This window comes from Bradyrhizobium sp. UFLA03-84 (genome assembly GCF_002289535.1).
Taxonomy (GTDB): Bacteria; Pseudomonadota; Alphaproteobacteria; order Rhizobiales; family Xanthobacteraceae; genus Bradyrhizobium; species Bradyrhizobium viridifuturi.
Genome location: NZ_NSJY01000019.1, coordinates 1 through 24,887, shown reverse-complemented (window position 1 = coordinate 24,887; position 24,887 = coordinate 1). Strand labels below are relative to the sequence as shown.

Sequence of the window (24,887 nt, the reverse complement as noted above, 5' to 3'; positions counted from 1 at the left end):
CTCACCAGCCCAGTTCGCGCAAGTAAGCGGCGCGGGCGGCAACGCCGGTGTGGGTGAAATCCGTAAACACCCCGTCCACGCCGAGACGGAAGAACCTGAGATATTCCTGGGCCGGGTCGCCGCGATAGTCGGCCGCCAGATATTTCTTCTCGTTGCGGAACGTGAAGACGTGCACGAACAGGTCGAGCTTGTGCGCGTCGGCGATCACGCTGGTCGCATCCTGTGTCGAAGCCTCCGCGGTCGATCCCTTGTAGGGCTTGCCGTCGGCGCCAGCGTCCTTCCACGGCGAGATCTTGTACGGCACGATATGGGCCTTCCACGGACCGATGCCGTCGGCATAGGTCTTGATCTCCGCGAGGCCTTCCGGGGTGAGCATCGCATCGAAGGTGCGGCCGTCGCCTGCGACCGTCCAGTCGTAGGGACGGGAATTGGCGATGTTGTTGAGCAGCACCTTGCCGGTCTTGAAGTCGACGCCGTTGCCGTCGATGAGCTGGACCTGCCGCGTTTCCAGTCCATGGCTGCGCATGTATTTCAGGCTGCCGGGCTCGAAGCTCTGCACGATGATCGGCGCGTCCTTCGAGTTGAGGCCGTTCTCCTTGATGATCTTGATCAGGGCATCCTCGAGCGGATGGCTGCCGGGCGCGCCGCAGCCGTTGGCGATCGCCTGGGCGTTGTTCCAGGTCGGATTCTTGGTTTCCGGATAGACCGAGATCGTGCGCCCGGTCGCCTTGCTCTTGGCCTTGGCGATGTCGATGATGTCCTGGAAGCTGATGATCGGGAATTTGCCGTTGAACAGTTTTGGCCGTTCGTTGGCCGCATCATAGGTGGTGCCGGCGATCCACTGCCTCAGCTCGGCCATGGTGAAATCGGTGATCGACCAATCGTTGGTGTGGTCGTCGCCGTCGACGATCAGCGCTTTCAGCACCGATTTGGGATCGGCCGGATCAATCAGATCGGTGAGGTATTCGGCTGGCCCGCTGCTGGGGGTTTGCGCCCACTTCACCTTGACGGGCACGCCCGGCGCCGTGCGCTTACGGGCCGCAACTTGCGCGTTGGTCTTCGCCACTTCAGCGACGTTGGTGTTGTCGCCGAGCCATGGATTATGCCGCGCCACGAGCACGCAATCCTTGGTCAGATGCAGGTCCTCCTCGAGCGAGTCGGTGCCGAGGTCGGCGGCCAGCTCATAGGATGCCTCGGTCTCCTCGGGCACGAGGCCCGGCACGCCGCGATGTCCGATGACCAGCGGCAACTTGCCGTCGACGGTCAGGAAGGGTTTTGCGCCTGATGGTGCCGAGGCGGTCTGCGCCGATGCCATCGACGGCAGCAGCGCCGCCAAGGCCGCGCCGAGCAGCATCGCTCCAATGTGTTGTTTCCGTCCTGAACGCATCTGCTTCACGGGCCCGCTCCATCTCTTTCCGGCATCGGCCGATGCCACAGTGCCGAGCCGACGCGGCCGACGCAGGCGTCTTCTTGTCTCAGTCTCCTGACAGTCCGATGACTGCCACGGTCGCGCACGCGTGGTTCACTCGCGCGTTTGTCGCCGGTCGGTCCTTCGCAGTCCACCGGAAGAATTTCCGAAAGCGCCGGCCGCGCGAACAGAGCGGCCTTGCCGGCGGCGCATGGCCCGCGGGTCACACGGATATTTGAAGGCCCGCGCCCGAATAAATCGTATCCGATTAAATCGGGATACTTGAAAGCAGGCCGCGTCGTGCCTTTATCAAGCGCGAGCGAATTAATCGTATGCGATGTAAATCGCAGGAGCGTTACCATGACCACCAGGATTTCCCACCTCGCCAGGATGTTCAAACCCATTGCGCTGGCTGCGGCGTTGTCCGCCGTCGCGGCGACGGCGGCCTCGGCCCAGGCCGCGATCTCCGAGCCGGCCGCCTTCCAGGCGCTCTATCCCTATCGGGACGTGCTCAACAACGGCGCGCCGACGCCTGCGGCCAGGCTGGTGCTCGAGCCGCCCGCGGTGCTGCAGAGGCTCCAGGCGCTGGAGAGCGGCGTCGGCATCGCTGACGCGCCGCGTGCCCGCGCGCATCGCGCCGGCCGCTGAAGCTCGCGCGTCTGTGATTGAATGATAAGTATCATCCTATTGACCGCAGACGCGTCCTGACTACGTGGAAATGTAGTGACTTTCCCTGACGACGGAGACGTCCCATGACCAAGCAGATCGACGACCTCTCAAGGTACTATCGTTACGAGCTCGTGCACGGCGACCATGCCGACTTCATCGCCTATCAACGCAATCTCGGCGATGGCGTCTGGCAGACCTATTCGACGTGGATGATCCCGAGCGCGAATGCCGGATAGCGCCGGCTGACGACGCAATCATCGATGGCTGCCGCGACATGAAAAACGCGCCCGGTATGGCCGGGCGCGTTTTCTTTGGCTCTTGGCGGGCACGGATTCAGGACCCGGCCGTTCGCGGCGGCGTGCGTCAGTTCGACTTCACCAGCGGGCAGCCGCCCTTGTCGAGCGGACGGAACGCTTCGTCGCCGGGCACGGTGGCGATCAGCTTGTAGAGATCCCACTCGTTCTTGGATTCCTCGGGCTTCTTGGTCTCGAACAAGTACATGTCGTGCACCATGCGGCCGTCGATCCGGATATGGCCGTTCTTGGCGAAGAAGTCGTTGATCGGCGTCTTGCGCATCTGCTCCATCACCTTCGGCGCCTCGTCGGTGCCGATCGCCTCGATCGCCTTCAGGTAATGCATGGTCGCCGAATAGAGGCCGGCCTGGATCATGGTCGGCATGTGGCCGACCTTCTCGTTGAAGCGCTTCGAGAAGGCGCGGGTCTCGTCGTTCATGTCCCAGTAGAAGGCGTCGGTGACGATCAGGCCCTGCGTCGCCTTCAGGCCGAGCGCGTGGGTGTCGGTGATCTCCATCAGCAGCGCGATCAGCTTCTGGCCACCCTGGGTCAGGCCGAACTCGGCGGCCTGCTTCAGCGCAGTGGTGGTGTCGCCGCCGGCATTGGCCAGCGCCACGACCTTGGCCTTGGAGGCCTGCGCCTGCAGCAGGAAGGACGAGAAGTCCGACGAGTTGAGCGGATGTCGCACGTCGCCGAGCACCTTGCCGCCGGTCTCCTTGACGACGTTGGCGGCGTCGCGCTCCAGCGCCATGCCGAAGGCGTAGTCGGCGGTGACGAAGAACCAGGTGTCTTCGCCGCGCTTGACCATCGCCTTGCCGGCGACGTTCGACAGCGCGTAGGTGTCGTAGGTCCAGTGCACGGTGTTGGGCGAGCAGGCGGTGCCGGTGATATCGGAGGAGCCGCCGCCGGAATTGATATGGATCTTGTTCTTCTCGCGCGTCAGCGCCGAGATCGGCAGCGCGACCGAAGAGGTCGGGACGTCGAGGATCGCATCGACCTTGTCGTTGTCGTACCAGTTGCGCGCGATGCTGACGCCGACGTCGGGCTTGTTCTGATGATCGGCCACGACGACCTGGATCGGCTTGCCCTTCACCTTGCCGCCGTAATCGGCGACCGCCATCTCGACGGCGGCGACCGAGCCCTTGCCGGTGGCGTCCGCATAGAGGCTCGACATGTCGGTGAGCACGCCGAGCTTGACGACGTCGTCGGAGATCTGGGCGTTGGCCGCGGTGCCGGAGGCCGCAAGCGCGAGGCTGGCCGCCGCTGCGGCCAAGAGCGATTTCATCGTGTTTCTCTCCCTGGTTTTTGGTCGAAGTTCGCTTCCACGGGGCACCTTCTATCCGGTGCGGCAACCTGTCGCAAAGACGACTTTTTGGGCATGCGCAGGGGGGCTGGGCGCGGCCGAGGTCGTTCGCCTCTCGCCGCCAGGAGCGGGCAGCCCTCGTTACAGCGCCGGTAACGTGGTGACGGCGGCCTTGATGGTGCCGTCGGTTTCCACGACCACCCGGAGCGTCTTGGAATCGAACGTGATGCCGGCAAGGCGGATGCTGTTGACGTCGGCGTCGACCCGGATGCCCTCCTCGTTCTTCTGCAGGTCGGCGATCGCGGCGGCGATCTTGCGCTGCGCGTTGCTCGCGAATGGCTTCAGGTCGACCACCATCCGGTCGGCGAGCGCCTGCTGCAGATGCGGGATCGCCGCGCGCGCGGCAGCGCCGAGCAGGCCGAACGCGGCCTCGGACTCGACCGCCAGCTCGACATCGGTCAGCCGCAGCGTCTGCGCCGCCTGGTCGAGCCGCGGCCGGCCCCAGATGTGCACGGTCGCCTCGGCGCCGAGGCCGAAGAAGCTCTTCTTCTCCTTGGCGTGCACGAGAAGCGAGATCAGGAGCCGGTCGCCGGAGGCGGCGATGCTCGCGCTCTTGACGGTGACGTCGACCGGGCCGGAGCCGTCCTCGGGGAAGGTCTTGCCCTTCAGCTGCGCCTCGACGAGTTGCGTCAGCGTGGTGAAGGACATGTCGACCGGCAGGCCGACCGAGACCTGGCTCGGCATCGGCGGCACGATCGAGAGCTTGTCGGGGAACGGGCAGTTCGGTGTGGTCTGCGTCTCCGTGATCCGGGTCTCGGCCTCGATCCCCATGGTCAGGATCAGCGAGGACGCATCGACCTTCGGCTGCGCGGCGATCGCGCGGGTCGGCCGCAGCTCGAGCCACATCGGCGGCATCGACGCGGTGCCGCCGGTGCCTTGCAGCGGGATCGAGCGGCAGGCCTTGGCCCACTGCGTGCGGGCGGCGTTCTGGAACACCGGGTTGTTCTGCAATCGCGCCTCGACCACGGAAATCTGGTCGGCGACCGCCTTGTCGATGACAGGCTTGACCTGCGCCGGCACGTTGATGCGGACGCCGGCGGCCGACAGGCCGGTGTCGCCGAGATTGACCTGGGCCTGCAGGTTCGGCTCGATCCGCCAGGACGCGCCGAGCTTGGGCCGCGCCGTCAGCGTGACGCTGCCCTTGATGTCGGCATTGGCGTTGACGTTCTTGATGTTCACGGAGCCGATCTGCTTGGCGACATTGCCGCCGAGCAGGCTGCCGAGCGCGTTGGTGACGGCGCCGGTCGCCTTGTCCGACAGCGAGCCGGTGACCTTGAGCGTGCCGTTGATCGGGGTCGTCAGCGTCAGCACGTCCTGCGCGCCGGTGGCCGCAATCGGCCCGCGCGACGCGGTCCAGCCGATGTCGGCATTTTGCAGGATTTGCTGGACCGGGTTGTCGGCCTTGCCGCCGAAGGTCTTCGGCGCACCGCGTTCGGCGGCATCGCGGATCGCCGACAGCGCGACCGATACCTGCGCCACGACCGTCGAGGAGCGCGGCGCCTGCGGCAGCGGCGGCAGTTGTACCAGCGGCGGTGTCTGCACGGTGACGCTCGGTGCGAGCCAGTCCATGGCCTTGAGGCTGATCGCGAACGAGAGCACCACCACCGTGAGCCCGAGCGCGATCGTCCTTGGATGCATCGGTAGACGCATCGTCCCCCCGGATGAAAATCAACTTGACGGGTTGTACAGGCCCCCCGACGACGGCGCCAGTGTGGCGGGATCAAGCTGCTTCAGGGGCGGAAGCAGCGATCACCTGGACGTTAACGATTATGAACGCGACAACGGCCCCGGCATGGATGCCGGAGCCGTCGTCGATGTCTGAATGTGTCGGGGCTTAGCGGACGGCCGAGCCGAGATCGGCGCGGCGGTCGGTCATCGGCAGCACGATCACCTTGGTGCCGACGCTGACCCGCGAATAGAGGTCCGTGACGTCCTCATTGGTGAGCCGCAGGCAGCCAGAGGAGACGTGGGTGCCGATCGTCTCCGGCGCGTTGGTGCCGTGGATGCGGTACACGGTGCCGCCGAGATACATGGCGCGGGCGCCGAGCGGGTTGCCGGGGCCGCCGGCCATGTGGCGCGGCAGATAGGGCTGGCGGGCGATCATTTCCGGCGGCGGGGTCCAATCCGGCCATTCCGCCTTCTTGGTGATGGTCTGGGTGCCCGACCAGGTGAAGCCGTCGCGGCCGACGCCGATGCCGTAGCGCATCGCCCGGCCGCCTCCGAGCACCAGATAGAGATAGGTGTGCGGGGTGTCGATGATAACGGTGCCGGGCGCCTCGCGGGTCGGATAGGCCACGACCTGGCGGCGCAGGCGGGCGGGCAATTCGACGGAGCGGTCTTCTTCCTGCGCCTGCGGCATCGACTGCACCGGCGGCTGCACCGCCTCGGTCGGCGGCGTCAGGATGAAGGGGAAGATCGGCAGCGGAGCGGCCGCGGCGGAATTCGAGAAGGCAACGGTGCCAATTGCCAGCGCACCGAAGGCGGCGGCAGCGAGACGTGCGTTCAGCTTGATGGAATTGAACATTGTCGACCCCTGTTGTTTGCGCCCTGCGCGCCAGTTCCGGCGCGTCGTTGGGTCAAACCAGTACAGGTGAGGCGTTTCAGGACGTTTGCACGAAATCGCCAAAATGGTTTCGTGGCGTTAGGGGTTTGTTTCGTCCGTGTTTCGTCGAAGGGTTAAGGCCGGGTTGCCGGGAGGTGTCCCGTCCCAAGACATTTTTCCTGGCACGGCCCTTGCTGTCCGAAGGCGTGGTTCGGAATGGAGTGGAAATCATGCCAGCGCCTTCGATTGGGAGCATGCTGGATCGGCAGAAAGGCTTTGGTCCCGGGTTCGATTTTCTCCGTGTGGCGCTCGCGATCGCCGTCGTCGCGGGCCATACGCCCTATGTTGCCACCGGTCGCGGCGATTCCGATCCGACGTCGGTCCTCTGGTTTCCGCAATTTGCGATCCTCGTGATGTTTTTCGCGCTGAGCGGGTTTCTGATCGCCGCAAGCGGGCTGCGGCTCAGCGTTAAGGAATTCCTGATCAATCGCGGCCTGCGGATCATTCCGGCGCTCGCGGTCGAGATCGTGCTGTCGGCGTTGATCCTCGGGCCGATCTTCACGACGCTGCCGCTCTCCGACTATTTCACCAGCGCCGGCACCTGGAAATACTTTACCAACGTCGTCGGCCTGGTGAACTACACGCTGCCGGGCGTGTTCAACGGCAATCCCGCGCCGGAGGTCAACAGTTCGCTGTGGACCGTGCCATTCGAATACGGCTGCTACGCGGTGATGGCGGTCATCATGGCGCTGGGGCTGCTGCGCAAGCCGGTACTGATCGTGATCGGTGTCGTCGTGCTGGTGGGGCTCGGCCTCGCGCTGACCTTCACGGGGCATGCCGCTGCTCCCTCCCAGCTGCCTGCCGGCGTCGCGGGCACGCTGCATGACAAGATCTTCAGCACGGCGCTGTTTCTCGGACGCGGTGCGAAATTGCCGGTCGCCTGTCTGCTCGCAATCGTAGTCTACCTCTACCGCGACCGCATTCCCTATGACGGGCGCATTCTCGCCGCCTGCTGTGCGCTTTGTCTCGGCGCCATACTGCTCGGGCCGGCGGCCTGGATGACCCAGCCCGTCCTCAATGCCGTCATCGCGCCGGCGCTGGTCTATATCACCGTGTTCCTCGGCGTCTCCAATCTGCCGCGGCTGCCGCTGTATCCGAACGGTGACTACTCCTACGGCATCTATCTGTATGGCTTTCCGATGCAGCAGGTGGTGAAAGTGTGGCTGCCGAATGTGTCGCTGACCGTCCAGTTCGCCCTCGCGCTGGTGCTGATCACGGCGTTCGCGGCGTTCTCCTGGCACTGCATCGAGAAGCCGATCCTGAAGCTGCGCCGTCATTTCTCCTTCGTGGCGCGCAAGCGGCTCGAGCCGGACGAGAAGATCGGACCGCTCGAGGAGATCGGGCCGCTTGCGGTCAGCGTGAGCGGCAGCCGGAGCGCGCGATCGTCCTGACGAGAGGCAACAACGCCGGCAACGTTCAGAGGCGAATGTATCCGGCCAATCCGTCCCACAGCAGCTTGGCCGCGGTGACGACGAGGATGGCGTAGCAGAGGCGGTACAGCGCACGCTGGTCGAGGCGTTCGTGCAGCCGCCAGCCGGCCCAGACCCCGACCGGCACGGCCGGCACGCACAGCGCCATCAGCATCCATAGGCTCCGCGACGGCGTCGCGAGCACCAGCCAGGGGCCTGCCTTCAGGAGGTTGCCGACCGTGAAGAACAGGCTGGTGGTGCCGGCGTAGAGCGCCTTCGACATGCCGAGCGGCAGCAGATAGATCGCAAGCGGTGGCCCGCCGGAGTGCGCGACCATCGTGGTGACGCCGGAGGAGAGCCCGGCGAAGGTGGCCTTGATGGTCGAGCGCGGACGCGGCTTGATCTCGCCGCCGCCGATGAACCACAGCGCGGCGAACACCAGCGTCACCAGGCCCATCACGATCTCGACGGCATGCCGGTCGAGATCGCGCAGCACGAAATAGCCGAGGCCGATGCCGACGACGAGCGCGGGCAGCAGCATCGCGAGGTCGACCCGCGACCATGTATTGGGGCGCCAGAACCGCAGCGCCGTGATGTCCATCACCACGAACAGCGGCGCGAGCAGCGCGCCGGCCGCGATCGGATCCATCGCCAGCGAAAGCAGCGGAATGCCGACGATGGCAAAGCCGCCGCCGAACGCGCCCTTCATGAACGCGATCAGGAAAACGCCGGCGAGCGCGACCGCGAGCACGAACGGCGCGGGCAGGTCAGCAATGATGGACGTGATCATGGTGTCGTGCAGAGCGTTGTGGTCGTACTCATACATGGCCACGTGCGCAGGCACGCGCAATCCAAACATTGCTCTCGGTGCACATTGCTCTCGGTGCAATCGGCGTACGCGGCTCTAGCCGGTGCGCATCCTCGGCAGGCCCGTCCGGTCGCCGCTGATCACGGCTCGGCGGTCGGAGACGGCGTGATGGAATTGCTCGAGCGTCAGCCCGATCGCCGACAGGTCGCCTTCCTCGATCGCGCCGTCGTCGTAGCAATCGAGCGCCTCGCGCAGCAATGCGTCGGCATCGCCCTGCATCGCCGCGAGTTGCTCCGGCGTCTCGGCGCTGCGTACGCGCGAGATCAGCGTCAGCAGATTGTCGCGATGGGTGATGTATTGCTCGCGCTCGTCGCGCTTCATGTGGTGGCGCAGCCAGGCGCCGGCCGACCCGAAGCCGGAGATCAGCAGGATGCCGCCCCAGATGTAGTCCGAGTATTTCTCGAGGAAGGTGCGCTCGGTGCCGTCGATATAGGCGGCGGCGCCCTGGTGCGCCGGCAATGCGGCGTCCTTGTCGGTGTCCGGCTTCTCGATCTTGGCCGCCGCCGGCAGGTCGCGCGCGACCTGGAGGCGCTGCGTAAACAGCTGCCGGTCCAGCGTGCCGACGGTCGCCTCGTGCAGATTGTGCTGCGCGATGATCAGGTGATTGACGCTGACGGTCTCGACCTTGTCCTCGGGGCGTGCCGGCGACGAGGAGAAGATGCTGCCGGCGATCTCTTCCGATGCGTAAAGCGGATGCTTCTGCGCGATCGCTTCCGAGACCTCGATCGGAATGAATTTCGGCTCGCCGCGCGCGGCCGCCGTCGCGGCGATCGCATCCGCCGTGACCTTGCTGTTGAGCGGACCGACGGTCATGTAGGCGTCGAGCGATGGATCGCGCGCGAGGTCCGCTGCCTTGTTGACGGCGAACTGGCTGACCGCGACCTTGTCCGGGTTGACGCCGGACTCGGTCAGGATCACGCGCAGCAGCGTGACATTGGCCTGGGTGCTGCCGATCACGCCGACCTTGTGACCGGCAAGATCGTCGATGCTCTTGATCTTCGCAGGCCGCTGCTTGCCCTTGCCGCCCGACGGTGCCCACAGCACGACGACGTTCTTGCGCAGGACCGCAACCGACTCGGCGCTCGCCGGCAGGCTGAGATCGCCGCGCACCACCGCGAGATCGACCTTGTTGGCGGTGAACAGCGCGATGCTTTCGGCGGCGCCTTGCGTCGGGACCGGCTTCAATCGCACCGCGCTCCCGTCGCGGGCAAACGCCTGCGCGAAGCCCTGGATGAGCTTGATGTCGTCGCTGCCGGTCGGGCCGACGGCGATCGTCAGCGTCACTGGACGCAAGGCGTAGGACAGCGCGCCGGCGGCGGCGCCAAACACAAGGATGCCGACCGCAAGGATCAGGAGCGACGAGTTTCGCCGTCTGAGCCTGCGGCGCGTGGTGCCGGGATGTTCGCTCTGCTCTGACATCTGTCTGTCATGTTACACGAAAAACCGGCCGTTTGCCGTGAAAAACAACCTAACATTTCGATGACGTCATACGTTTGAAACATCCATGTCAGAACGTCGTGCGAGCAGAATCAAGATTAACGATTTGGGTCTCCTGCGATGCGCATACTCGTTGCGACCGATGCCTGGCATCCGCAAGTCAATGGCGTGGTCCGGACGCTGACGTCGCTTGCGCGCAGCGCAGCGGCACTCGGCGCCGAGATCGAATTCCTCACTCCCGACGGCTTCCGTTCGGTCGGCGTGCCGACCTATCCGGGGCTGCGGATGGCGCTGCCGAACCGGCGCGAAATCGCGCGCCGGATCGAGGAGGCCGCACCCGAGGCGATCCACATCGCGACCGAAGGGCCGATCGGCTGGGCGGTGCGCGGCTATTGTCAGCGCAACAAGCTCGCCTTCACCACGTCCTATACGACACGCTTTCCGGAATATGTTTCGGTGCGCACCGGAATTCCCGACAGCGTCGGCTACGCCGTGCTGCGGCACTTCCATGCGGCAGGCTCGATGACAATGGTCGCGACCGACTCGCTGCGGTCGGAGCTTGCCGATCGCGGTTTCCGCAGGCTCGGCTTCTGGACCCGTGGCGTCGACACCAGGATCTTCAATCCGGATCAGCCGGCCGTGCTCGACCTGCCGCGGCCGATCTTCATGACGATGGGCCGCGTCGCGGTGGAGAAGAACCTCGACGCCTTCCTGTCGCTGGACCTGCCGGGTTCCAAGGTCGTGGTCGGCGACGGCCCGCAGAGAGCGGCGCTGGAACAGAAATATCCCGATGCGATCTTTCTTGGCGAGAAGAAGGGCCAGGATTTGACCTCGCACCTCGCCGCCGCCGACGTCTTCGTGTTCCCGAGCCTGACCGACACCTTCGGCGTCGTGCAGCTCGAGGCGCTGGCCTGCGGCACGCCGGTCGCGGCGTTCCCGGTCACCGGCCCGAAGGACGTCATCGCGGATCATCCGATCGGCGCGATCGACAATGATCTGCGCAGCGCCTGCCTGCGCGCGCTGAACATGTCGCGCGCCGACTGCCGCAATTTTGCGTTGGAGCGTTCCTGGGAAAACAGTGCGCGTCAGTTCATCGGCAATCTGGCCACGTTGCAGCCGAGCCGCGCGCCGCGGCCCGCCCGCCGCGTCGCCGGCCGCAGTGCGGTTCCGAATTAGCAGCTCAATCGAACGAAAGACGAGAGACTATCTATGGCTGAAATCATCAAGCTGGGCGCCGACCGTTCCATGGACTTCGACCGCGAAACGGTCGAGCAGGCCTACGACCGCTGGGCGCCGATCTACGACCTCGTGTTCGGCGGCGTCTTCAGCAAGGGCCGGCAGGCCGCGATCCAGGCCACCAACAAGATCGGCGGCCGGGTGCTCGAGGTCGGCGTCGGCACCGGCATCTCGCTGCCGCTCTATAGCCAGAACGTGCGTATCTTTGGCACCGACATTTCCGAGGCGATGCTCGAGAAGGCCAAGAAGCGGGTCACCGAGCAGGGCCTGAAGAATGTCGAGGGGCTTGCGGTGATGGATGCCGAGAAGCTCGAATTCCCCGACAATTCGTTCGACGTGGTGATGGCGCAGTACGTGCTCTCGGCGGTGCCGAACCCGGAAGCCGCCCTCGATGAATTCGCCCGCGTGGTGCGTCCGGGCGGCGAATTGATCATCCTGACCCGGGTCAGCGCCGATGCCGGCGTCCGCCGTTTCATCGAGCAGAAGCTGCAGCCGGTGGTGCGCCCGCTCGGTTTCCGCACCGCCGAGTTCGCCTGGTCGCGCTACACCAAATGGCTCGCCGGCGCGCGCGGCATGGAGCTCGCGGAGCGCCGCCTGATCCCGCCGCTCGGCCATTTCTCGCTGGTCCGCTTCCGCAAGGCGGACGTCGCCAAGGCGGCTTAAAGAGGCGGCCCAGTCCGCCGGTCCCGGGTGAGGTGGCGCACAGCGCGCCGCAAACCGGGAGGCCACGATCTCCTTCGCCTCATCCCCGCAAATCTCCGGGATGAGGCGAGAGCCTGCTCCAGTCGCGTCAAGGTGTCGCTCCGCATTGTCATATGTCATTATGATGATGTCACACGCGATACATCGAATCCCTGTAGATCCTGTCCCGAAAGATGTTGGGGGAACCAATGATCAAGAATTTTCTGCAAGAGCTGCGTACCCAGCGCTGGGATGACCATCGCTTCTACCATCACAGCCGGATCAACCAGAGCCTGCACTTCGTCAGCGCCCTGAGCTTCCTGTTCGCCTATGTGATGTTGTTCTTCGATCCGGTCGTGTCGGCGCTGGTCGGCTGGCTGGTCTCGATGACCTCGCGCCAGGCCGGTCACTTCTTCTTCGAGCCGAAGGGGTATGACCACGTCAACCAGGCGACCCACGAGCACAAGGAAGACATCAAGGTCGGCTACAATCTGCAGCGCAAGGTCGTGCTGATGGCGATCTGGGCGCTGTCGCCGATGGTGCTGTATTTCGATCCGACGCTGTTCGGCCTGTTCAAGCCCTGGGTCACGATGGGCGACTTCACCCGCCAGGTGGCCAAGATCTGGCTCGCGGTCGGCATCGGCGGCCTCTTGTTCCGTACCATCCATCTGTTCTTCATCCGCGACGTCGAGACCGGCCTCGTCTGGATGACCAAGATCATCACCGACCCGTTCCACGATCTGAAGCTCTATCACAAGGCGCCGTTGTTCCTGATGAAGGGCGAGCTGATTGATCCGGGCCTCGAGAAGCACGTCAAGCACGCCTGATCGTTGCTCCCAGCGTCTTCCAACTGCGTGATGCCCGGGCTTGTCCCGGGCATCACCGTTCTCGGGCCATGTCGGATACTCTCTCGTTGAGCCGTTTTCACCGCACGACCACTTCACCTCGCCCCGCTTGCGGGGAGAGGCCGGATCGCGTTGGCGATCCGGGTGAGGGGGACTCACCGCGAGTCCGTCTGTCACAAATTTTGTGGATGCAGCCCTTCACCCCAACCCTCTCCCCGCAAGAGCGGAGCGAGGGGGGGAGAGGGCAGGGCCAGCCGTCAGCGCCCGAACTTCACAGCGACCATCTCCTTCAGGATCTGCCGCTTGATGTTCTTGTTGGTGACGCCTTCCTTGTGCCACCACCAGCCGTCGCGCTTCATCTTCTCGGCGGCCGCGACGAAACGATCGCTGACCTCGGCGAAGTCGGCGTCGGTGTAGTTCAGGGTGAAGATCAGGCGGCCGGTGCCGACCCAGCTCAGCGCCAGTCCCTCGGCGCGCAGGTAGTATTGCAGCATCCAATTGTAGCGGGACGGCTCGGTGTAATAGACCGTCCAGATCGACGAGATGTTGCCGACACGAACCGGCAGGCCCGCGGCCGCGAGGCGGTCGTTGAGGGCATTGGCGCGGCCGTTCCAGGTCTCGTCCAGCCCGTTGTAGATCGAGCGGAAGTTCGGGCTGGCGAGCCGGCTCAAAAACTCATCCATCGCCGTCATCACATAGGGATGCGAGTTGAAGGTGCCGCGGGCGAAGCAGATGTCGGCGGGGCGGTCGTCGCGGAAGCGGCGCATCAGGTCCCTGCGGCCGCACACCACGCCGACCGGAAGGCCGCCGGCAAGGCTCTTGCCATAGGTCACCATGTCGGCCTTGACGCCGAAATATTCCTGGGCGCCGCCGGCGGCGAGACGGAAGCCGACGAACACCTCGTCGAAGATCAGGACGATGCCGCGCTCGGTGCAGACCTCGCGCAGCCTCTTCAGCCATTCGGTGTAGGCGGTGCGGTCGTATTTCGACGAGCGCGACGAATCGACCAGCGCGGAATCGCCGGGCGCGTTGGAGTTCGGGTGCAGCGCCTGCAACGGATTGACCAGCACGCAGGCGATGTCCTTGCGGGTGCGCAGCACGTGCAGCGTCTTCTCCGACATGTCGGCGAGCGTGTAGGTCTCGTGCGGCGACACCGGATTGCCGACGCCGGGCTGCACCTCGCCCCACCAGCCGTGATAGCTGCCGGCGAAGCGCACGAGGTGCGTGCGCTTGGTATGGTAGCGCGCGAGCCGCACCGCCTGCATCACGGCCTCGGTGCCGGACATGTGGAACGAGACCTCGTCCAGGCCGGAGAGCTCGGTCAGGCGCTTGACGTTGTCGGCGATAACAGGGTGGTAGGGGCCGAGCACCGGACCCAGCGCATGGGCGCGCTTCTCACCCTCGGCGATGCACTCCTTGTAGAAGTCGTTGCCGAAGATGTTGACCCCGTAGGAGCCGGTCAGGTCGTAGGACACATTGCCGTCGACATCGGTGACGGTGACGCCGCGGGAAGCCTCGACGAAGGCCGAGGTGCCGAGATGCTCGCGCACCAGGCGGCTGTACTGGAACGGCACGCGGTAGCTTTCGGTGAACTGCAGGTCGGAGATCCGCTCCGTCACCTCGGTGGTGAGCGCGCGGCCCTTCGGGTAGCGATCCTGGTAGAGGCCGGCGAGGCGGAAGAAGCCGTCCTGCCGCTGCATCGCGATGTCCTTCGGCGCTCCGTCGGAGCAGAAGAACTCGTCGATGCCGAATTCGTAGTGCGGCACCATGCGCGCCACCATCTTGGACATCTTGGAATGTCCGGTCAGCGAGCGGTGCTTGGCGCGCGACAGCGCGATGCGGGCTTGAATTTTGGGGAAAGCTGCGGCGGCGCCGGCAAGTGCGGCGGCGGACAGCGAGAGAATCGGAAGGGATGTTTCCATGACAGAAGCGCTAGCCTCGGCACCTAACAAATTCATGACAGTCAAGGGCCTGATCTCGGCATTTACCCAGCAGGAAGACCTCAATTTCCTGCTCACCAACCGGATTCCGCGGGCCGCGCTGACCCGCTTCATGGGCTGGTTTTCCAAGATCGAGAGCCCCTTGGTGCGCGATGCCTCGATCGCCTGCTGGAAGCTGTTCTCCAACCTCGACCTGTCGGAAGCGAAGAAGACCGAATTCAAGAGTTTGCACGATTGCTTTACCCGTGAGCTGAAGCCGGGCCTGCGCCCGGCGGCGGCCGATCCCGCCATCATCGCGAGCCCATCGGATGCGATCATCGGCGCCCATGGCCGGATTGAGGACGGGCAATTGTTCCAGGTCAAGGGCGCGCCCTATTCGCTGCTCGACCTGCTCGGCGATCCGGCGCTGGTCGAGCAGCATAGCAACGGCCGCTTCGTGACGCTGCGGCTGACCTCGAGCATGTATCACCGCTTCCACGCGCCGTATGACCTTGCCATCGACAAGGTGACGTTCATCCATGGCGACGTCTGGAACGTCAATCCGATCGCGCTGAAGCGGGTCGAGCGGCTGTTCTGCAAGAACGAGCGCGCGGTGCTGCGCGCGAAGCTTCCGACCGGCGAGGCGCTGACCCTGGTTCCGGTCGCCGCGATCCTGGTGGCGAGCCTTCGCCTGCATTTCCTCGACGTCACGCTGAACGCGCAGTCGCGGGGGCCGGTGGACTTTCCCTGTGACGCGCATGTGAAGAAGGGCGACGAGCTCGGCTGGTTCGAGCATGGTTCGACCATCATCGTGCTCGCGCCTGACAATTTCGAGTTCTGCGACAATGTCGCCGAGGGAACGCGGATCAAATGCGGCGAACCTTTGTTGCGCAAGCCTGCAATGTGATCTCGCGTGCGCATCGGCTCATTGTTTGGGCATGAAAAGCGGTTTCCACTTTTCGCGATCATGCTTTAGAATGTTCGGGATCGTCGTGCGACGATCCTAAATCGCAAACCTGATGGATATGAGATGGCGCGGACGCCTGTGCTGGCGGCGGGAGGCATTGTGCTGCGGCGGGAGAGCCCGCCGCGCATCGCCGTCGTGCGCCTGCGCAAGCGCAACGAATGGGTGCTGCCGAAGGGCAAGCTCGACGACGGCGAGACCGCGCGCGACGCCGCCGAACGCGAGGTGCTCGAAGAGACCGGCCACGATGTCGAGGTGCACGAATTCCTGGGCACGCTGGTCTACGATTCGGGCGGGCGCTCGAAGGTGGTGCACTACTGGCGCATGGACGCCGGCGGCAAGCCGGTGCGCGAATTGATGAGCGACATCAAGGAAGTCGACTGGCTGCCGTTCGATGCGGCGCTGGAACGACTGTCACGCAGCTATGAGCGCACGTTCCTGGAGAATGTCGGACCGATCGCGTTGCAGGCCGCAGCGCTGGCCGAGCGCGAACGCCGCGCGCGTTTGCGCCTTGCTGCCGCGGAGCGCCGGCGCAACCGGCAGGGGGCGATCCTGCCCGCGGCCGAGCAGACTCCGGTCACCGAAGCGCCCGTGGTCGCTGAAGCGCCCGTGGTCACTGAGGTGCCCGAGGCCACTGAGCCGCCGGTGACCGCGGACGTGGCCGTCGAGGTGCCGGTCATGGCGGAGTACGACGTTGCCGATGCCGGCGAGGCGGTGAAGGCCGAGCATGGCGTCGGCGCCGCGCCAACCGAGCAGCCGCCGTCATTCGGGCGTGAGATCGATCCCGTGGCTTCGGCAGTTCACCCCACGCCGCGCAAGAACCTGATCGAGCGCGTGCGCGACTGGCTGCGCCGCGCGGCGTGATCAGCCGCACATCTGACGTCTTGCGGCTGGCCGCCAGGTGGCGATGTCGTGCTGCAAGGCGACGCAGTCGGCAACACGCCTGGGCGAACCCAATTCACGGGCCAAAAGCTGTGCGGCATGAACCTCGGCCATGGCGCCGCGAGTGTCGCCACGCTCCAGCTGGAGGCGGGAAATCTGCAGCCTCAGCCGCACGATCTGGACCCGCCCCTCGATGCTGGACCACAATTGGCGGGCGAGATGCAGATGCCGCATCGCTGTTTCATGATCCTGCCGGGAAAGGGCGAGAATCGCCTGCGCTTCGTTGGTGAGCGCGCGGATCGAGGGCATCGGCCAGCGATCCGGATTTCCGGAAAGCTCGCAGATCAACGCCTTTGCCTGACCGGTTCGATTTGTGTGCGCGGCAACCAGCGCCAAATGCGCGAGCAGGATTCCCCGCCGTTGCAATGTCCACCAGGTCTTGCCGATCAAACTTCGTTCGAGGCTTGCATAGGCGGCTTCCGCTTCGCCTCTTGCGAGCAGCAGCATGGCGCGGCCCGGCTCCGGGCACCAGCCGAGCGTGTAGGCCCTGTCATAGGCTTCAAGCGCCGCGTCGTCATCGCCGATCGCAGCCAGGATATCGCCCAGCACCCGGTTTGCATCGCCCATCGACCACGGCGCATCGCTGGTCAGGCGCGCGAGCGCGTCCTGGATGCGCGCCAGCGCCTCGTCGAGCGAGCCCCTGATGCCGAGCACCTCGGAGCGATGCAACTGGCATGAACCCGTCAATTCCATGCCGCTGCCCGAGCAGAAGTTCTGGTAGCTCCGCGTCCACTGGTCGGCCCGCGCCCAATCTCCGAACATCCGGGCGGCCCAGAGAATGTTGCAGTAGAGGCTGCCACCCATGATCGGGTCCAGATTGGTGCTGGACAGTGCAACGGCCGCGGCATGATCCTGATCGGCCAATCCACCATGGGTGTCACCGAGGCAGAGCCGATAGAAGCCGCGATAGGCCAGGCTCAGCGCCTCGATGTTGAGCGCATCCTTGTATTTGACGGACGTGTAGGCAGCGTCGGCCAAGGCGAGAGCCTGTTCCGGCTCGCCGTCGAACGCAGCCAGTTTCGACTTCATCCATAACAGCAGGGCCGTCGTTGGAGGATCGTCGATCCGCGAGGCCCAATCTTCGGCGCGCGCAAGCCAGCCTTTTCCGATCGCGGCTTGACCGCTCTCGAAATGCAGGCCCGAGAGCGCGATCGCGTCGACCGCGGCGCCGGCAGCGTCGCCGGCCTCGCTGCGCGCTGCGACCGCGCGAACAAAAATCGGAATGGCTGCCGTCGCCTTGCCGAGGCATTGCAAGGCAAGAGCCCAGTTGTGCAAATCTTCAGCGTTCAGCTCGCCGTTTTCGTCTGCGCTCGCGAACAGGGTTGCTGCCTGCAGCCACAATTGCCCGGCCGCTGCACGGCGGGCGAGGCCGATTGCACCGATTGCACCGACGGTGCCATCCGCGTTCTTGCGGTCATTGCGTTCCGGCTGCCTGATCTCGGACTCGAGGAAGAAGCGATAGCCTTTCCCCGGCAGATTGCGGATCGCGCCGTCCATGCCGCCCCTGCGCAGCGCGGCGCGCAACGAACTCACCGCACGCTGCAGCGAGTTGTCGGTGACCGTCACATCGGGCCACACGGCTTCGAGGAGTTCGTCTTTGGAGATCATCCGGTCGCGGTGTCGGACGAGATAGACCAGCAAGTCGAACACACGCGGCTGCAACGGGACTTCTTGCCGCGCACACAACAGTACGCGTCCAGCTTCATCAAGCTCGAACAGTCCAAATGAGAATGCCATGTGTATAGGTTCGGGCTCGGCGGAAAAGGTTCAGGCAAAGATCAGACAATGATCAGCCCGCGGTAAGGACAGTTGGCGCTGATGGCGCCTATAGCTGACCATGGCCGCGATCACCGCAGCCTGCCGTTCAACCGCCGCAACCGAGGAGATTTCGATGGAACTCTATGTCATTCGCCGTCCGAGCGCCTGGGCAAACATGAGCGAGCTCGAGCGCGCCGGCGCAACGTCCGCCAGGATCGGCGACGAGCAGATGCCGGATCGCGTCCGCTGGATCCGCAGCTACGTGGTGCATGAGGCAGATGGTCGCATTGGCACATTCTGCATCTACGAGGCGCGCGACGGCGACTCGATCCGGGACCACGCGCGCTGCGTCGGCATGCCCGGCGAGGAATTCTACAAGGTCGCAGCGACCGTCGTGGTGCGTGGCGATCCCGTCGAACCGCCCATTGCAGCCCAATGACGCCCGCGGGGGCGTCGCATGGTGCATCCCGGCCAAAGCAAGATCCGGGGCGCCATCATACTTGGATCAAGGAAACGATTATGCCGATTTCATTCATGGAGTACGCTTCAAGTCCGGTGCGAAGACATTTCTCCTTCCTGCTGTTGCGGATCCGCCGGATCGTCAATCAATCGGTCGCAGGCATGCTCGAACATCGCGAGCGGCAGGCCAGTCGCTTGATGCCGGGCGAGCCCGGCGGCCGGCGGTCGAAGGCCGCAGGCAGCCGCTGGTGCCGGCCGATCATTCGCAGCGCAGTGCTCGGACTGATGATTGCTGGTTTGTCCTCACCCGTGTTCACGAGAGCGGAGGAGCCTGCCGTTCGGAAGCATCAGGCAGGTGTGGCACAGCAGGCCGTTTGGTCCGAGCGGAGCAGGCATGGCTGCAGGCATCGCTCCGACTGGAGCATTGTCGCCGCATCCAGCATCCCGGTCCTTCTCGGCTATCACACGTAGCGCGCAGCGCATTGAAGCATTCGCACTGCTCGGCACTTTTCAACGCAACTCGTGAGTTTTCGGCGAAGCCAGCCGCCTTGCGGCGAGCCGCGCCACTTTTTCAAAGGAGAAGCATATGAACGTTCAGACCGAAATGCCCGTCGTCGATCTCGCCGCGGTCAAGGCGCGCCAGCAAGCCACCTGGAGTTCAGGTGACTACGCCATCGTCGGCACCACGCTTCAGATCGTCGGCGAAACGCTCTGCGAGGCCGTCGACCTGCGCAGCAATCAAATGGTGCTCGACGTCGCCGCCGGCAACGGCAATGCGACGCTGGCCGCGGCGCGGCGCTTTGCCGACGTGGTCTCGACCGACTACGTTGCGGCACTGCTCGAACGCGGCCGCGAGCGGGCGGCCGCGGAACGCCTGCCGGTCACGTTCCAGGAGGCGGACGCCGAGAAGCTGCCGTTTGCCGATGCGAGCTTCGACGTCGTGCTGTCGACCTTCGGTGTCATGTTCACCGCCGATCAGCAGCAGTCGGCGAATGAACTGCGCCGGGTCTGCCGCATCGGGGGCAAGATCGGCCTTGCGAGCTGGACGCCGGAAGGGTTCATCGGTCAGGTGTTCAAGACCATCGGCAAATATGTGCCGCCGGCTCCGGGCGTGAAATCTCCGGCGTTGTGGGGCACCGAGGCGCATCTCGGCGCCATGTTCGGCCCGCAGGCGGCGGTTGATGCCAAGCGCAGGCACTTCAATTTCCGCTATCGGTCGCGCGAGCATTTCCTCGAGATCTTCCGCACCTATTACGGCCCGGTACTGAAGGCCTTCGGAGCGCTCGATCCGGTCAAGCAGCAATTGCTCGCCGTCGACCTATTCCGCCTGATGGATCAGTTCAATGTCGCCAAGGATGGAACGCTGGTCATTCCCAGTGAATATCTCGAGGCCGTGATCACCAGGCGGGGCTGACCTGCCGCTATTCGTCGATCTGAATGTGGCGCCGGCGTTCTCGCCGGCGCCACATTCGTTTGTTGATGCGATCGCTCAATAATGTCGCTTGTCCTTTGGCGGCGGCCTTGCCGCGCGCGGCGGCGGTGCGCGCCGTTGCGTAAAGCCGGGGCGCGCCTGCACGGCGGGCCGTTGCATGCCGGGACGCCCGCCCGGCGCGACCTGCTGGATGCGGGGCCGCACCTCACCGGGTGCCGGCTGCGCCGTGCCCTGTCGCGGCACGCCGGGTTGAGCCGCTGGTTGTCCTGGCTGGCGCACGCCGCCCGGCACCTGCGTGCGTCCGGGCTGCAGGCCGCCTTGACGCGCGGGCTGCTGTTGTCCGCCGGGCTGTGTCGCGCCGCCTTGTCGTGCTGGCTGTCCGGCAGGCACTTGCCCGGCCGGCGTTTGCACGCCGGGCGCGTGCGGCAGCGTGGTGCCGCCGGGCTGGCCGGGCAGCGCGTGCTGGGCGCCGCCTTGTTGCTGCGTGCCCGGCTGCTGTTGCGAACCCTGCCGGCCGGGCGTGCCGGGTTGCTGCGGCTGGCCGGGACGGTTTTGCTGACCGGGCTGCTGCAACTGGCCCGGACGATTCTGCTGGCCCGGCTGCTGCGGGGTGTTGCGGTTCTGGCCCGGCAAGCCGTTCTGGCGCTGCGGGTTCGGCTGCACCGGCTGGCCGCGGTTCGGATAGGGCGCGGCCGGATTGGTGCGGCGGAAGTCGGGATTGGCTCTGCGGAAGTCGCGCTGCTCGGTCACGACTTGGCGGCCCAGCGTCTGCGCGGAATGCACCGCGCGCACGAACCCCTGATCGCGCGACATCTGTTGCGGCGAGATCGTCAGCGGCACCGCGGCGAAGCGGGCGCCGCCGGTGCCGGGACGAATCGCAAAGCCGCTGGCGCCGCGCGTCAGCACGCCGAGCGAGGCGCCCGCGCGGTCGTTGACCTCGATGCGGCCGACATGTCCGTCGGCGTCGGGATAGAGCTTGATGCCGACATTGTTGCCGGTCGCATTCGCGCCTTCGGGCACCTCGACAAGACCGGTGGTGCCGCGGATGCCGAGGGTTGCGGTCGGCGTCGAGATCTTCATGTTGCCGGTCTTGGCGACGGCGGCGGCGACGAAGGCCGCCGTTCCCTTGGCGACGTTGAACAGCGCGCTGTTCTGCTGGCCGCCATCCTCATAGACATAGTTGTCGATCGTGATCCTGGCGTTGGCGCGCAGGTTGAAGGTGGTGCCATCGTTGAAGGTGATGCCGAGCGAGGAGGTCGCCGATGTGGCGACATCGTCATTGGCGAAGATGTCGTCGCGGATCTGCAGCGGCGCCGTGGTGTTGTTGCGCGTGACCGTCGCGGTTCCGGTCAGCGTCGCGACGTTGCCGATCGGCTCGGGCGCTGTGGCTTGCGGTGTCGCGGCCGGAGCAGCCGTCGCGGGCGCGGCCGGTGTCGCGTTCGGCGCCGGGGCGGGAGCGGGGGCCGGAGCAGGAGCGGACTGCGCTTGCGCGAGTTGCGTCAGTCCGGGCGCGGCATCGGCCGTTGTATGCCAACTCGTGGCGACGCCGGCACCAAGCAGAAGCGCAAAGAGAAAGGTGCGGCGCATCACCATCGATTCCCGGGGAGGCATTGGGGATCGGCAATTGAGCCGCGTCAGGCTGAATGCCGAATGAACGGTCCTGCCTTGTTGTCATGACGGACCGGAACGATCAAGCACCGCGCCCCCAGCAGGAGGCGCGGTGCCTGGTCGTCGTCGGGGTTTTGGTTAGCCGCGCTTGTGAGGAGTGATGTTGAGTGGCTTCATCGGCTTGGCCGCCGGGGCGTAGCTTACGGGCTGCGCGGCGGTTGCTGGGGGCACGTAGTGGAATACGGCCTTGCAGCCGTCGCTGAGCAGCGCGCGCTGGCGCACCATGCAGGCGGTGACGCGATCGACATCGGGAATTTCCGAACTGCACAGCCGCATCGCGTCGCCGGTACACATCTGCTGCTGCTCGTCGGTGTAGGCATAGGACGCGGACGTCAACAGACCGAGCGTGAACGCGGTTGCCGCCAGCAGTTTGCCGTGACGGAGCGCGGAAGCGGTGAAAGCCATCTTGTCCCCCTTGTGCTGATCGCGCCGATGCAGCGCGTCGTCCGGCGCATCACTAGGGAGGTTTGGTTTCAGCGCTTCTTCATGCACCCGACAAAATGGTTTCGTCACGCACCGGTTTGTTTCGTTAACCACTCGCGGATGGTGTGAGATCAGCCGTGACGGCAGCGCGGGCCGCCGGCGCGCCCTCGAGCGCGAGCACGGCTTCGCGCTCGGCCTCGGGCATCGCGCGGATGCGGCGCCGGGCGGTGAGGCGGAGCGCGGCAAAGCCGCCGAGGAACACCACGATCTTGCTGACGATGCCGAAGGTCGGCATGACGACGGCCCAGGTCGTGATGTCGCAGGCCAGCGCGACAAAGGCGTTCACCGCGGCGGAGACGAACATCAGTCCCGACCAGACATAGCCGACCTTGACGGCGACATCGGGCACGACTTTCTGTGCGATCTCTGGAAGATAGCGGTTGAGCCAGCCGGGCTTCAGCATCACGACGCCGACGATGGCGTAGATCACGCTGGGCTTAAACAGCACGAAGCGCGGGTCATTGGTGAGGAGCGTTGCGGTGCCCGCGGTGACCACCAGGAACAGGCTGAGCCATTCCATGGTGTCGATCCGCTTGCCGCGCATGATCTGGAGGCCAATCTGCACGACGCCGAACGCGATGCCGAGGCCGACCGAGAGCGCCGTGTTGTGCGTCAGCAGGAACAGAACGAGAAAGACAAGGGTCGACGCCAGGTCGAGTGCCAGCAGCCTTGCCGCGGTGAGGAAATGCTTCATGGGCTGTTGCGCTCCGCTTGCCTTTGGTCACGCCCGATCACGCCTTGCCGCGACGCGGCGGCTGCGTCGGCACAGCTAGGCAGATTGTGGGGCTGCAAGCCTATCGATTTCTGAAATCGAGGAGCGAATTCTCACTCCGACCGGACGATTTCCACCGCATCCGCGGTTTGCCCGGCCATCGCCTGCCGGCGAAACTCGGTCGGCGTCAGCCCGGTGTCCGCCTTGAAGGCGCGGTTGAACGGCGCCAGCGACTGGAACCCGGCATCGAGCGCGATCGTCAGCACCGGCACCTCGGCCTGGCCGGCATCGGCGAGCGCCGCCTTGGCCTCGTCGACCCGATAGCGGTTGAGGAAGGCATTGAAGTTGCGGTGGCCGAGCCCGTCATTGATCAGGATGCGCAGCCGGTATTCCGGCATGCCGAGCTTGACCGCCAGCACGCCGATGGTCAGCCCCTCCTGCCGATAGGTCCGCTCGGTCGCCATCAGGTGTCTGAGGTGATTGAGCGCGGCCTCGCTCGACGGCGGTGGGCCGGCATGCGCGAGCGCGCGCGCCCCCCGCGCGGGCGGGCCGTTGCCGCCGCCGGCGACGGCTGGCTGGCTCTCGGGCGGATCGAACAGCATCATCCAGATCGATATCAGTGCGAACGCGGCAAGGGCGAACGCGGCGCCGAGGCTGATCGACCGGGTCGGAATTGCGGCGAGGCCGGCCGACGCGGCGAACATCATCTGCAGGCCGATGCCGGTCACCAGCGCGATCAGGATCCGGCCGCGCGCCGTCGTCGCGGCGGTGCGCCATCCCTTCGGGATTTGCGCGACCCCAAGCGCCGCGAAGCCGATCGTCGCCAGCGCCAGGACGCGGCCGCACACCCCGGCGGCATCGGGCCAGATCGTCCAGCAATTGTGGCTGACAACGCCAAGACCGGCGAGCAGCGTCCACACCGCCGCATGCCACGGCCGCAGCGCAAACCGCTCGTCGAACATCGCGCGCGCCCACAGCCAGAAGATCACCGGCGAGCCCATCGCGAAGGCTATGAACGGAGAGTTCCAGCCGAAAGACGATGCGGGAAAGAACGGTGCGGTGGAAATCGCATAGGCCGCGCCTGCGACGCCCATCGCGGCACCGAGATGCGCGGCGCGATGCACCGCCGCGTAGCGCAGCAGCAGCACCGCGCAAACCACCAGGAACAGCGCGACCACCGCGCCCCGGAGACCGAGTTCAAGAGCCGTCATCGCCATCGCAAGCCGCCCGCAGGTTCAAATCAACCTCGACACTGCGACGCTTATAGCGCCTCCGGCGATCGACATGAAGCGATCGCCGGAGCAGCCACAATAATCTGATGCCGGTTGCGGTTCAGCTGACCCGCTTCCAGGTCTGGCCGCCGCAGAACATGCCGCCGAAGGCGCAGCCCTGCACGCGCATCGCGTTCGGGCCCTTCATCGCGATCGTCGAGTCGTAGTTGCGGCCGGAGTCGGGATCGTGGATGCGGCCGCTCCACTTGCTGCCGTCGGGCTTCATGTTGATCAGGATGCGCTCGTTGCTCTTGACCGAATAGCCGCAGAGGTTGGCGCCGCAGGCTTCGACGCGGACGTTGCCCTTGTTCTCCTCGGTGGCCCAGACGCCGATCGGTCCGGTCGGCGCCGCTGCCGGCGCTGCGGCAATTGGTGCGGCCTGCGGCTGCGGCGAAGGCTGTGCTGCGACCGGGGGCGGTGCGGGCGCAGCGGGGGCGGCGTCTACCGGTGCGGGGGCCACCGTCGCAA

Annotated in this window: 23 protein-coding genes; 10 read left to right on the top strand and 13 right to left on the bottom strand. The window is 65.5% G+C overall.

Going from position 1 to position 24,887, the window contains the following annotated elements; translation table 11 throughout:
• Position 1: 1 nt before the first annotated feature.
• A complete protein-coding gene (locus CK489_RS37785) occupies positions 2 to 1,387 on the bottom strand; it encodes a glycerophosphodiester phosphodiesterase family protein (RefSeq protein WP_245350732.1) in 1,386 nt (461 codons plus the stop codon).
• 381 nt (positions 1,388 to 1,768) lie between these two features.
• Here CK489_RS37785 and CK489_RS37780 point away from each other — a divergent pair, with 381 nt between their 5' ends.
• Positions 1,769 to 2,056 (top strand): hypothetical protein, encoded by a 288-nt coding sequence (locus CK489_RS37780; protein ID WP_245350707.1) that lies wholly within the window; start codon positions 1,769 to 1,771, stop codon positions 2,054 to 2,056.
• Positions 2,057 to 2,160: 104 nt separating this feature from the next.
• Positions 2,161 to 2,313, top strand: coding sequence for a hypothetical protein (locus tag CK489_RS41995; RefSeq protein WP_094194135.1), 153 nt, complete (start codon positions 2,161 to 2,163; stop codon positions 2,311 to 2,313).
• Between the two features lie 127 nt (positions 2,314 to 2,440).
• Here the strand turns inward: CK489_RS41995 and CK489_RS37770 are convergent, their stop codons facing one another.
• The 3 genes from CK489_RS37770 to CK489_RS37760 form a co-directional block, all read right to left on the bottom strand.
• Positions 2,441 to 3,655: an ABC transporter substrate-binding protein gene (locus CK489_RS37770; protein WP_050629935.1), complete on the bottom strand. Its 1,215-nt coding sequence runs from the start codon at positions 3,653 to 3,655 to the stop codon at positions 2,441 to 2,443.
• A 159-nt stretch (positions 3,656 to 3,814) separates the two neighbouring features.
• Positions 3,815 to 5,383 (bottom strand): DUF4403 family protein, encoded by a 1,569-nt coding sequence (locus tag CK489_RS37765; RefSeq protein WP_198961125.1) that lies wholly within the window; start codon positions 5,381 to 5,383, stop codon positions 3,815 to 3,817.
• 184 nt (positions 5,384 to 5,567) lie between these two features.
• Entirely contained in the window at positions 5,568 to 6,257 is a 690-nt protein-coding gene (locus tag CK489_RS37760) for a L,D-transpeptidase (protein ID WP_050629933.1), read from the bottom strand.
• Between the two features lie 248 nt (positions 6,258 to 6,505).
• Here CK489_RS37760 and CK489_RS37755 point away from each other — a divergent pair, with 248 nt between their 5' ends.
• Positions 6,506 to 7,726: an acyltransferase family protein gene (locus CK489_RS37755; RefSeq protein WP_245350705.1), complete on the top strand. Its 1,221-nt coding sequence runs from the start codon at positions 6,506 to 6,508 to the stop codon at positions 7,724 to 7,726.
• 25 nt (positions 7,727 to 7,751) lie between these two features.
• On the opposite strand, the gene CK489_RS37750 is transcribed toward CK489_RS37755, so the two are convergent.
• Together CK489_RS37750 and CK489_RS37745 are read right to left on the bottom strand one after the other, a co-directional pair.
• Positions 7,752 to 8,534: a sulfite exporter TauE/SafE family protein gene (locus CK489_RS37750; protein ID WP_095736060.1), complete on the bottom strand. Its 783-nt coding sequence runs from the start codon at positions 8,532 to 8,534 to the stop codon at positions 7,752 to 7,754.
• A gap of 114 nt (positions 8,535 to 8,648) precedes the next feature.
• The gene (locus tag CK489_RS37745) at positions 8,649 to 10,031 is read right to left on the bottom strand and encodes a TAXI family TRAP transporter solute-binding subunit (protein ID WP_095735899.1); all 1,383 of its coding nucleotides are present in this window, start codon (positions 10,029 to 10,031) and stop codon (positions 8,649 to 8,651) included.
• Positions 10,032 to 10,169: 138 nt separating this feature from the next.
• Between CK489_RS37745 and CK489_RS37740 the strand changes: the two genes are divergently transcribed.
• From CK489_RS37740 to CK489_RS37730, 3 genes are all read left to right on the top strand, one after another.
• Positions 10,170 to 11,225, top strand: a complete 1,056-nt coding sequence (locus CK489_RS37740; protein ID WP_095735898.1) for a glycosyltransferase family 4 protein — start codon at positions 10,170 to 10,172, stop codon at positions 11,223 to 11,225.
• Positions 11,226 to 11,258: 33 nt separating this feature from the next.
• Positions 11,259 to 11,948 (top strand): class I SAM-dependent methyltransferase, encoded by a 690-nt coding sequence (locus CK489_RS37735; protein WP_050629930.1) that lies wholly within the window; start codon positions 11,259 to 11,261, stop codon positions 11,946 to 11,948.
• Positions 11,949 to 12,175: 227 nt separating this feature from the next.
• Positions 12,176 to 12,793, top strand: coding sequence for a hypothetical protein (locus tag CK489_RS37730; protein WP_095735897.1), 618 nt, complete (start codon positions 12,176 to 12,178; stop codon positions 12,791 to 12,793).
• Positions 12,794 to 13,068: 275 nt separating this feature from the next.
• Here CK489_RS37730 and CK489_RS37725 read toward each other — a convergent pair whose 3' ends face one another.
• Positions 13,069 to 14,733: an aminotransferase class III-fold pyridoxal phosphate-dependent enzyme gene (locus tag CK489_RS37725; RefSeq protein WP_095735896.1), complete on the bottom strand. Its 1,665-nt coding sequence runs from the start codon at positions 14,731 to 14,733 to the stop codon at positions 13,069 to 13,071.
• A 34-nt stretch (positions 14,734 to 14,767) separates the two neighbouring features.
• Here CK489_RS37725 and asd point away from each other — a divergent pair, with 34 nt between their 5' ends.
• On the top strand, positions 14,768 to 15,637 hold the full coding sequence (gene asd, locus CK489_RS37720; RefSeq protein WP_095735895.1) for an archaetidylserine decarboxylase: 870 nt from the start codon (positions 14,768 to 14,770) through the stop codon (positions 15,635 to 15,637).
• A gap of 123 nt (positions 15,638 to 15,760) precedes the next feature.
• Positions 15,761 to 16,558, top strand: coding sequence for an NUDIX hydrolase (locus tag CK489_RS42970; RefSeq protein WP_095735894.1), 798 nt, complete (start codon positions 15,761 to 15,763; stop codon positions 16,556 to 16,558).
• On the opposite strand, the gene CK489_RS37710 is transcribed toward CK489_RS42970, so the two are convergent.
• Positions 16,559 to 18,373, bottom strand: a complete 1,815-nt coding sequence (locus CK489_RS37710) for a winged helix-turn-helix domain-containing protein (protein ID WP_095735893.1) — start codon at positions 18,371 to 18,373, stop codon at positions 16,559 to 16,561.
• A 154-nt stretch (positions 18,374 to 18,527) separates the two neighbouring features.
• On the opposite strand from CK489_RS37710, the gene CK489_RS37705 reads away from it, so the two are divergent.
• Positions 18,528 to 18,833 carry a nickel-binding protein gene (locus tag CK489_RS37705; protein WP_050630012.1) on the top strand — a complete coding sequence of 102 codons (306 nt, stop codon included), beginning with the start codon at positions 18,528 to 18,530 and terminating at the stop codon, positions 18,831 to 18,833.
• A 606-nt stretch (positions 18,834 to 19,439) separates the two neighbouring features.
• On the top strand, positions 19,440 to 20,267 hold the full coding sequence (locus CK489_RS37695; protein ID WP_095735892.1) for a class I SAM-dependent methyltransferase: 828 nt from the start codon (positions 19,440 to 19,442) through the stop codon (positions 20,265 to 20,267).
• 75 nt (positions 20,268 to 20,342) lie between these two features.
• Here CK489_RS37695 and CK489_RS37690 read toward each other — a convergent pair whose 3' ends face one another.
• The 5 genes from CK489_RS37690 to CK489_RS37670 all read right to left on the bottom strand — a co-directional run.
• Entirely contained in the window at positions 20,343 to 21,872 is a 1,530-nt protein-coding gene (locus tag CK489_RS37690) for a FecR family protein (protein ID WP_502694169.1), read from the bottom strand.
• 159 nt (positions 21,873 to 22,031) lie between these two features.
• Positions 22,032 to 22,466 carry a hypothetical protein gene (locus tag CK489_RS37685; RefSeq protein ID WP_245350703.1) on the bottom strand — a complete coding sequence of 145 codons (435 nt, stop codon included), beginning with the start codon at positions 22,464 to 22,466 and terminating at the stop codon, positions 22,032 to 22,034.
• Positions 22,467 to 22,482: 16 nt separating this feature from the next.
• The gene (locus tag CK489_RS37680; protein ID WP_095735890.1) at positions 22,483 to 23,130 is read right to left on the bottom strand and encodes an inner membrane-spanning protein YciB; all 648 of its coding nucleotides are present in this window, start codon (positions 23,128 to 23,130) and stop codon (positions 22,483 to 22,485) included.
• Positions 23,131 to 23,261: 131 nt separating this feature from the next.
• Positions 23,262 to 24,359, bottom strand: coding sequence for a helix-turn-helix domain-containing protein (locus CK489_RS37675; RefSeq protein WP_158226558.1), 1,098 nt, complete (start codon positions 24,357 to 24,359; stop codon positions 23,262 to 23,264).
• 121 nt (positions 24,360 to 24,480) lie between these two features.
• A partial coding sequence (locus CK489_RS37670) for a DUF2147 domain-containing protein (RefSeq protein ID WP_143278314.1) occupies positions 24,481 to 24,887 on the bottom strand: 407 nt, incomplete at its 5' end.

What these genes read in the sequence shown, in the direction of transcription:
- CK489_RS37785 (WP_245350732.1), bottom strand. Translation starts at nt 1,387, where the DNA reads ATGCGTTCAGGACGGAAACAACACATTGGAGCGATGCTGCTCGGCGCG.
- CK489_RS37780 (WP_245350707.1), top strand. Translation starts at nt 1,769, where the DNA reads ATGACCACCAGGATTTCCCACCTCGCCAGGATGTTCAAACCCATTGCG.
- CK489_RS41995 (WP_094194135.1), top strand. Translation starts at nt 2,161, where the DNA reads ATGACCAAGCAGATCGACGACCTCTCAAGGTACTATCGTTACGAGCTC.
- CK489_RS37770 (WP_050629935.1), bottom strand. Translation starts at nt 3,655, where the DNA reads ATGAAATCGCTCTTGGCCGCAGCGGCGGCCAGCCTCGCGCTTGCGGCC.
- CK489_RS37765 (WP_198961125.1), bottom strand. Translation starts at nt 5,383, where the DNA reads ATGCGTCTACCGATGCATCCAAGGACGATCGCGCTCGGGCTCACGGTG.
- CK489_RS37760 (WP_050629933.1), bottom strand. Translation starts at nt 6,257, where the DNA reads ATGTTCAATTCCATCAAGCTGAACGCACGTCTCGCTGCCGCCGCCTTC.
- CK489_RS37755 (WP_245350705.1), top strand. Translation starts at nt 6,506, where the DNA reads ATGCCAGCGCCTTCGATTGGGAGCATGCTGGATCGGCAGAAAGGCTTT.
- CK489_RS37750 (WP_095736060.1), bottom strand. Translation starts at nt 8,534, where the DNA reads ATGATCACGTCCATCATTGCTGACCTGCCCGCGCCGTTCGTGCTCGCG.
- CK489_RS37745 (WP_095735899.1), bottom strand. Translation starts at nt 10,031, where the DNA reads ATGTCAGAGCAGAGCGAACATCCCGGCACCACGCGCCGCAGGCTCAGA.
- CK489_RS37740 (WP_095735898.1), top strand. Translation starts at nt 10,170, where the DNA reads ATGCGCATACTCGTTGCGACCGATGCCTGGCATCCGCAAGTCAATGGC.
- CK489_RS37735 (WP_050629930.1), top strand. Translation starts at nt 11,259, where the DNA reads ATGGCTGAAATCATCAAGCTGGGCGCCGACCGTTCCATGGACTTCGAC.
- CK489_RS37730 (WP_095735897.1), top strand. Translation starts at nt 12,176, where the DNA reads ATGATCAAGAATTTTCTGCAAGAGCTGCGTACCCAGCGCTGGGATGAC.
- CK489_RS37725 (WP_095735896.1), bottom strand. Translation starts at nt 14,733, where the DNA reads ATGGAAACATCCCTTCCGATTCTCTCGCTGTCCGCCGCCGCACTTGCC.
- asd (WP_095735895.1), top strand. Translation starts at nt 14,768, where the DNA reads ATGACAGTCAAGGGCCTGATCTCGGCATTTACCCAGCAGGAAGACCTC.
- CK489_RS42970 (WP_095735894.1), top strand. Translation starts at nt 15,761, where the DNA reads ATGGCGCGGACGCCTGTGCTGGCGGCGGGAGGCATTGTGCTGCGGCGG.
- CK489_RS37710 (WP_095735893.1), bottom strand. Translation starts at nt 18,373, where the DNA reads ATGGCATTCTCATTTGGACTGTTCGAGCTTGATGAAGCTGGACGCGTA.
- CK489_RS37705 (WP_050630012.1), top strand. Translation starts at nt 18,528, where the DNA reads ATGGAACTCTATGTCATTCGCCGTCCGAGCGCCTGGGCAAACATGAGC.
- CK489_RS37695 (WP_095735892.1), top strand. Translation starts at nt 19,440, where the DNA reads ATGAACGTTCAGACCGAAATGCCCGTCGTCGATCTCGCCGCGGTCAAG.
- CK489_RS37690 (WP_502694169.1), bottom strand. Translation starts at nt 21,872, where the DNA reads ATGCGCCGCACCTTTCTCTTTGCGCTTCTGCTTGGTGCCGGCGTCGCC.
- CK489_RS37680 (WP_095735890.1), bottom strand. Translation starts at nt 23,130, where the DNA reads ATGAAGCATTTCCTCACCGCGGCAAGGCTGCTGGCACTCGACCTGGCG.
- CK489_RS37675 (WP_158226558.1), bottom strand. Translation starts at nt 24,359, where the DNA reads ATGACGGCTCTTGAACTCGGTCTCCGGGGCGCGGTGGTCGCGCTGTTC.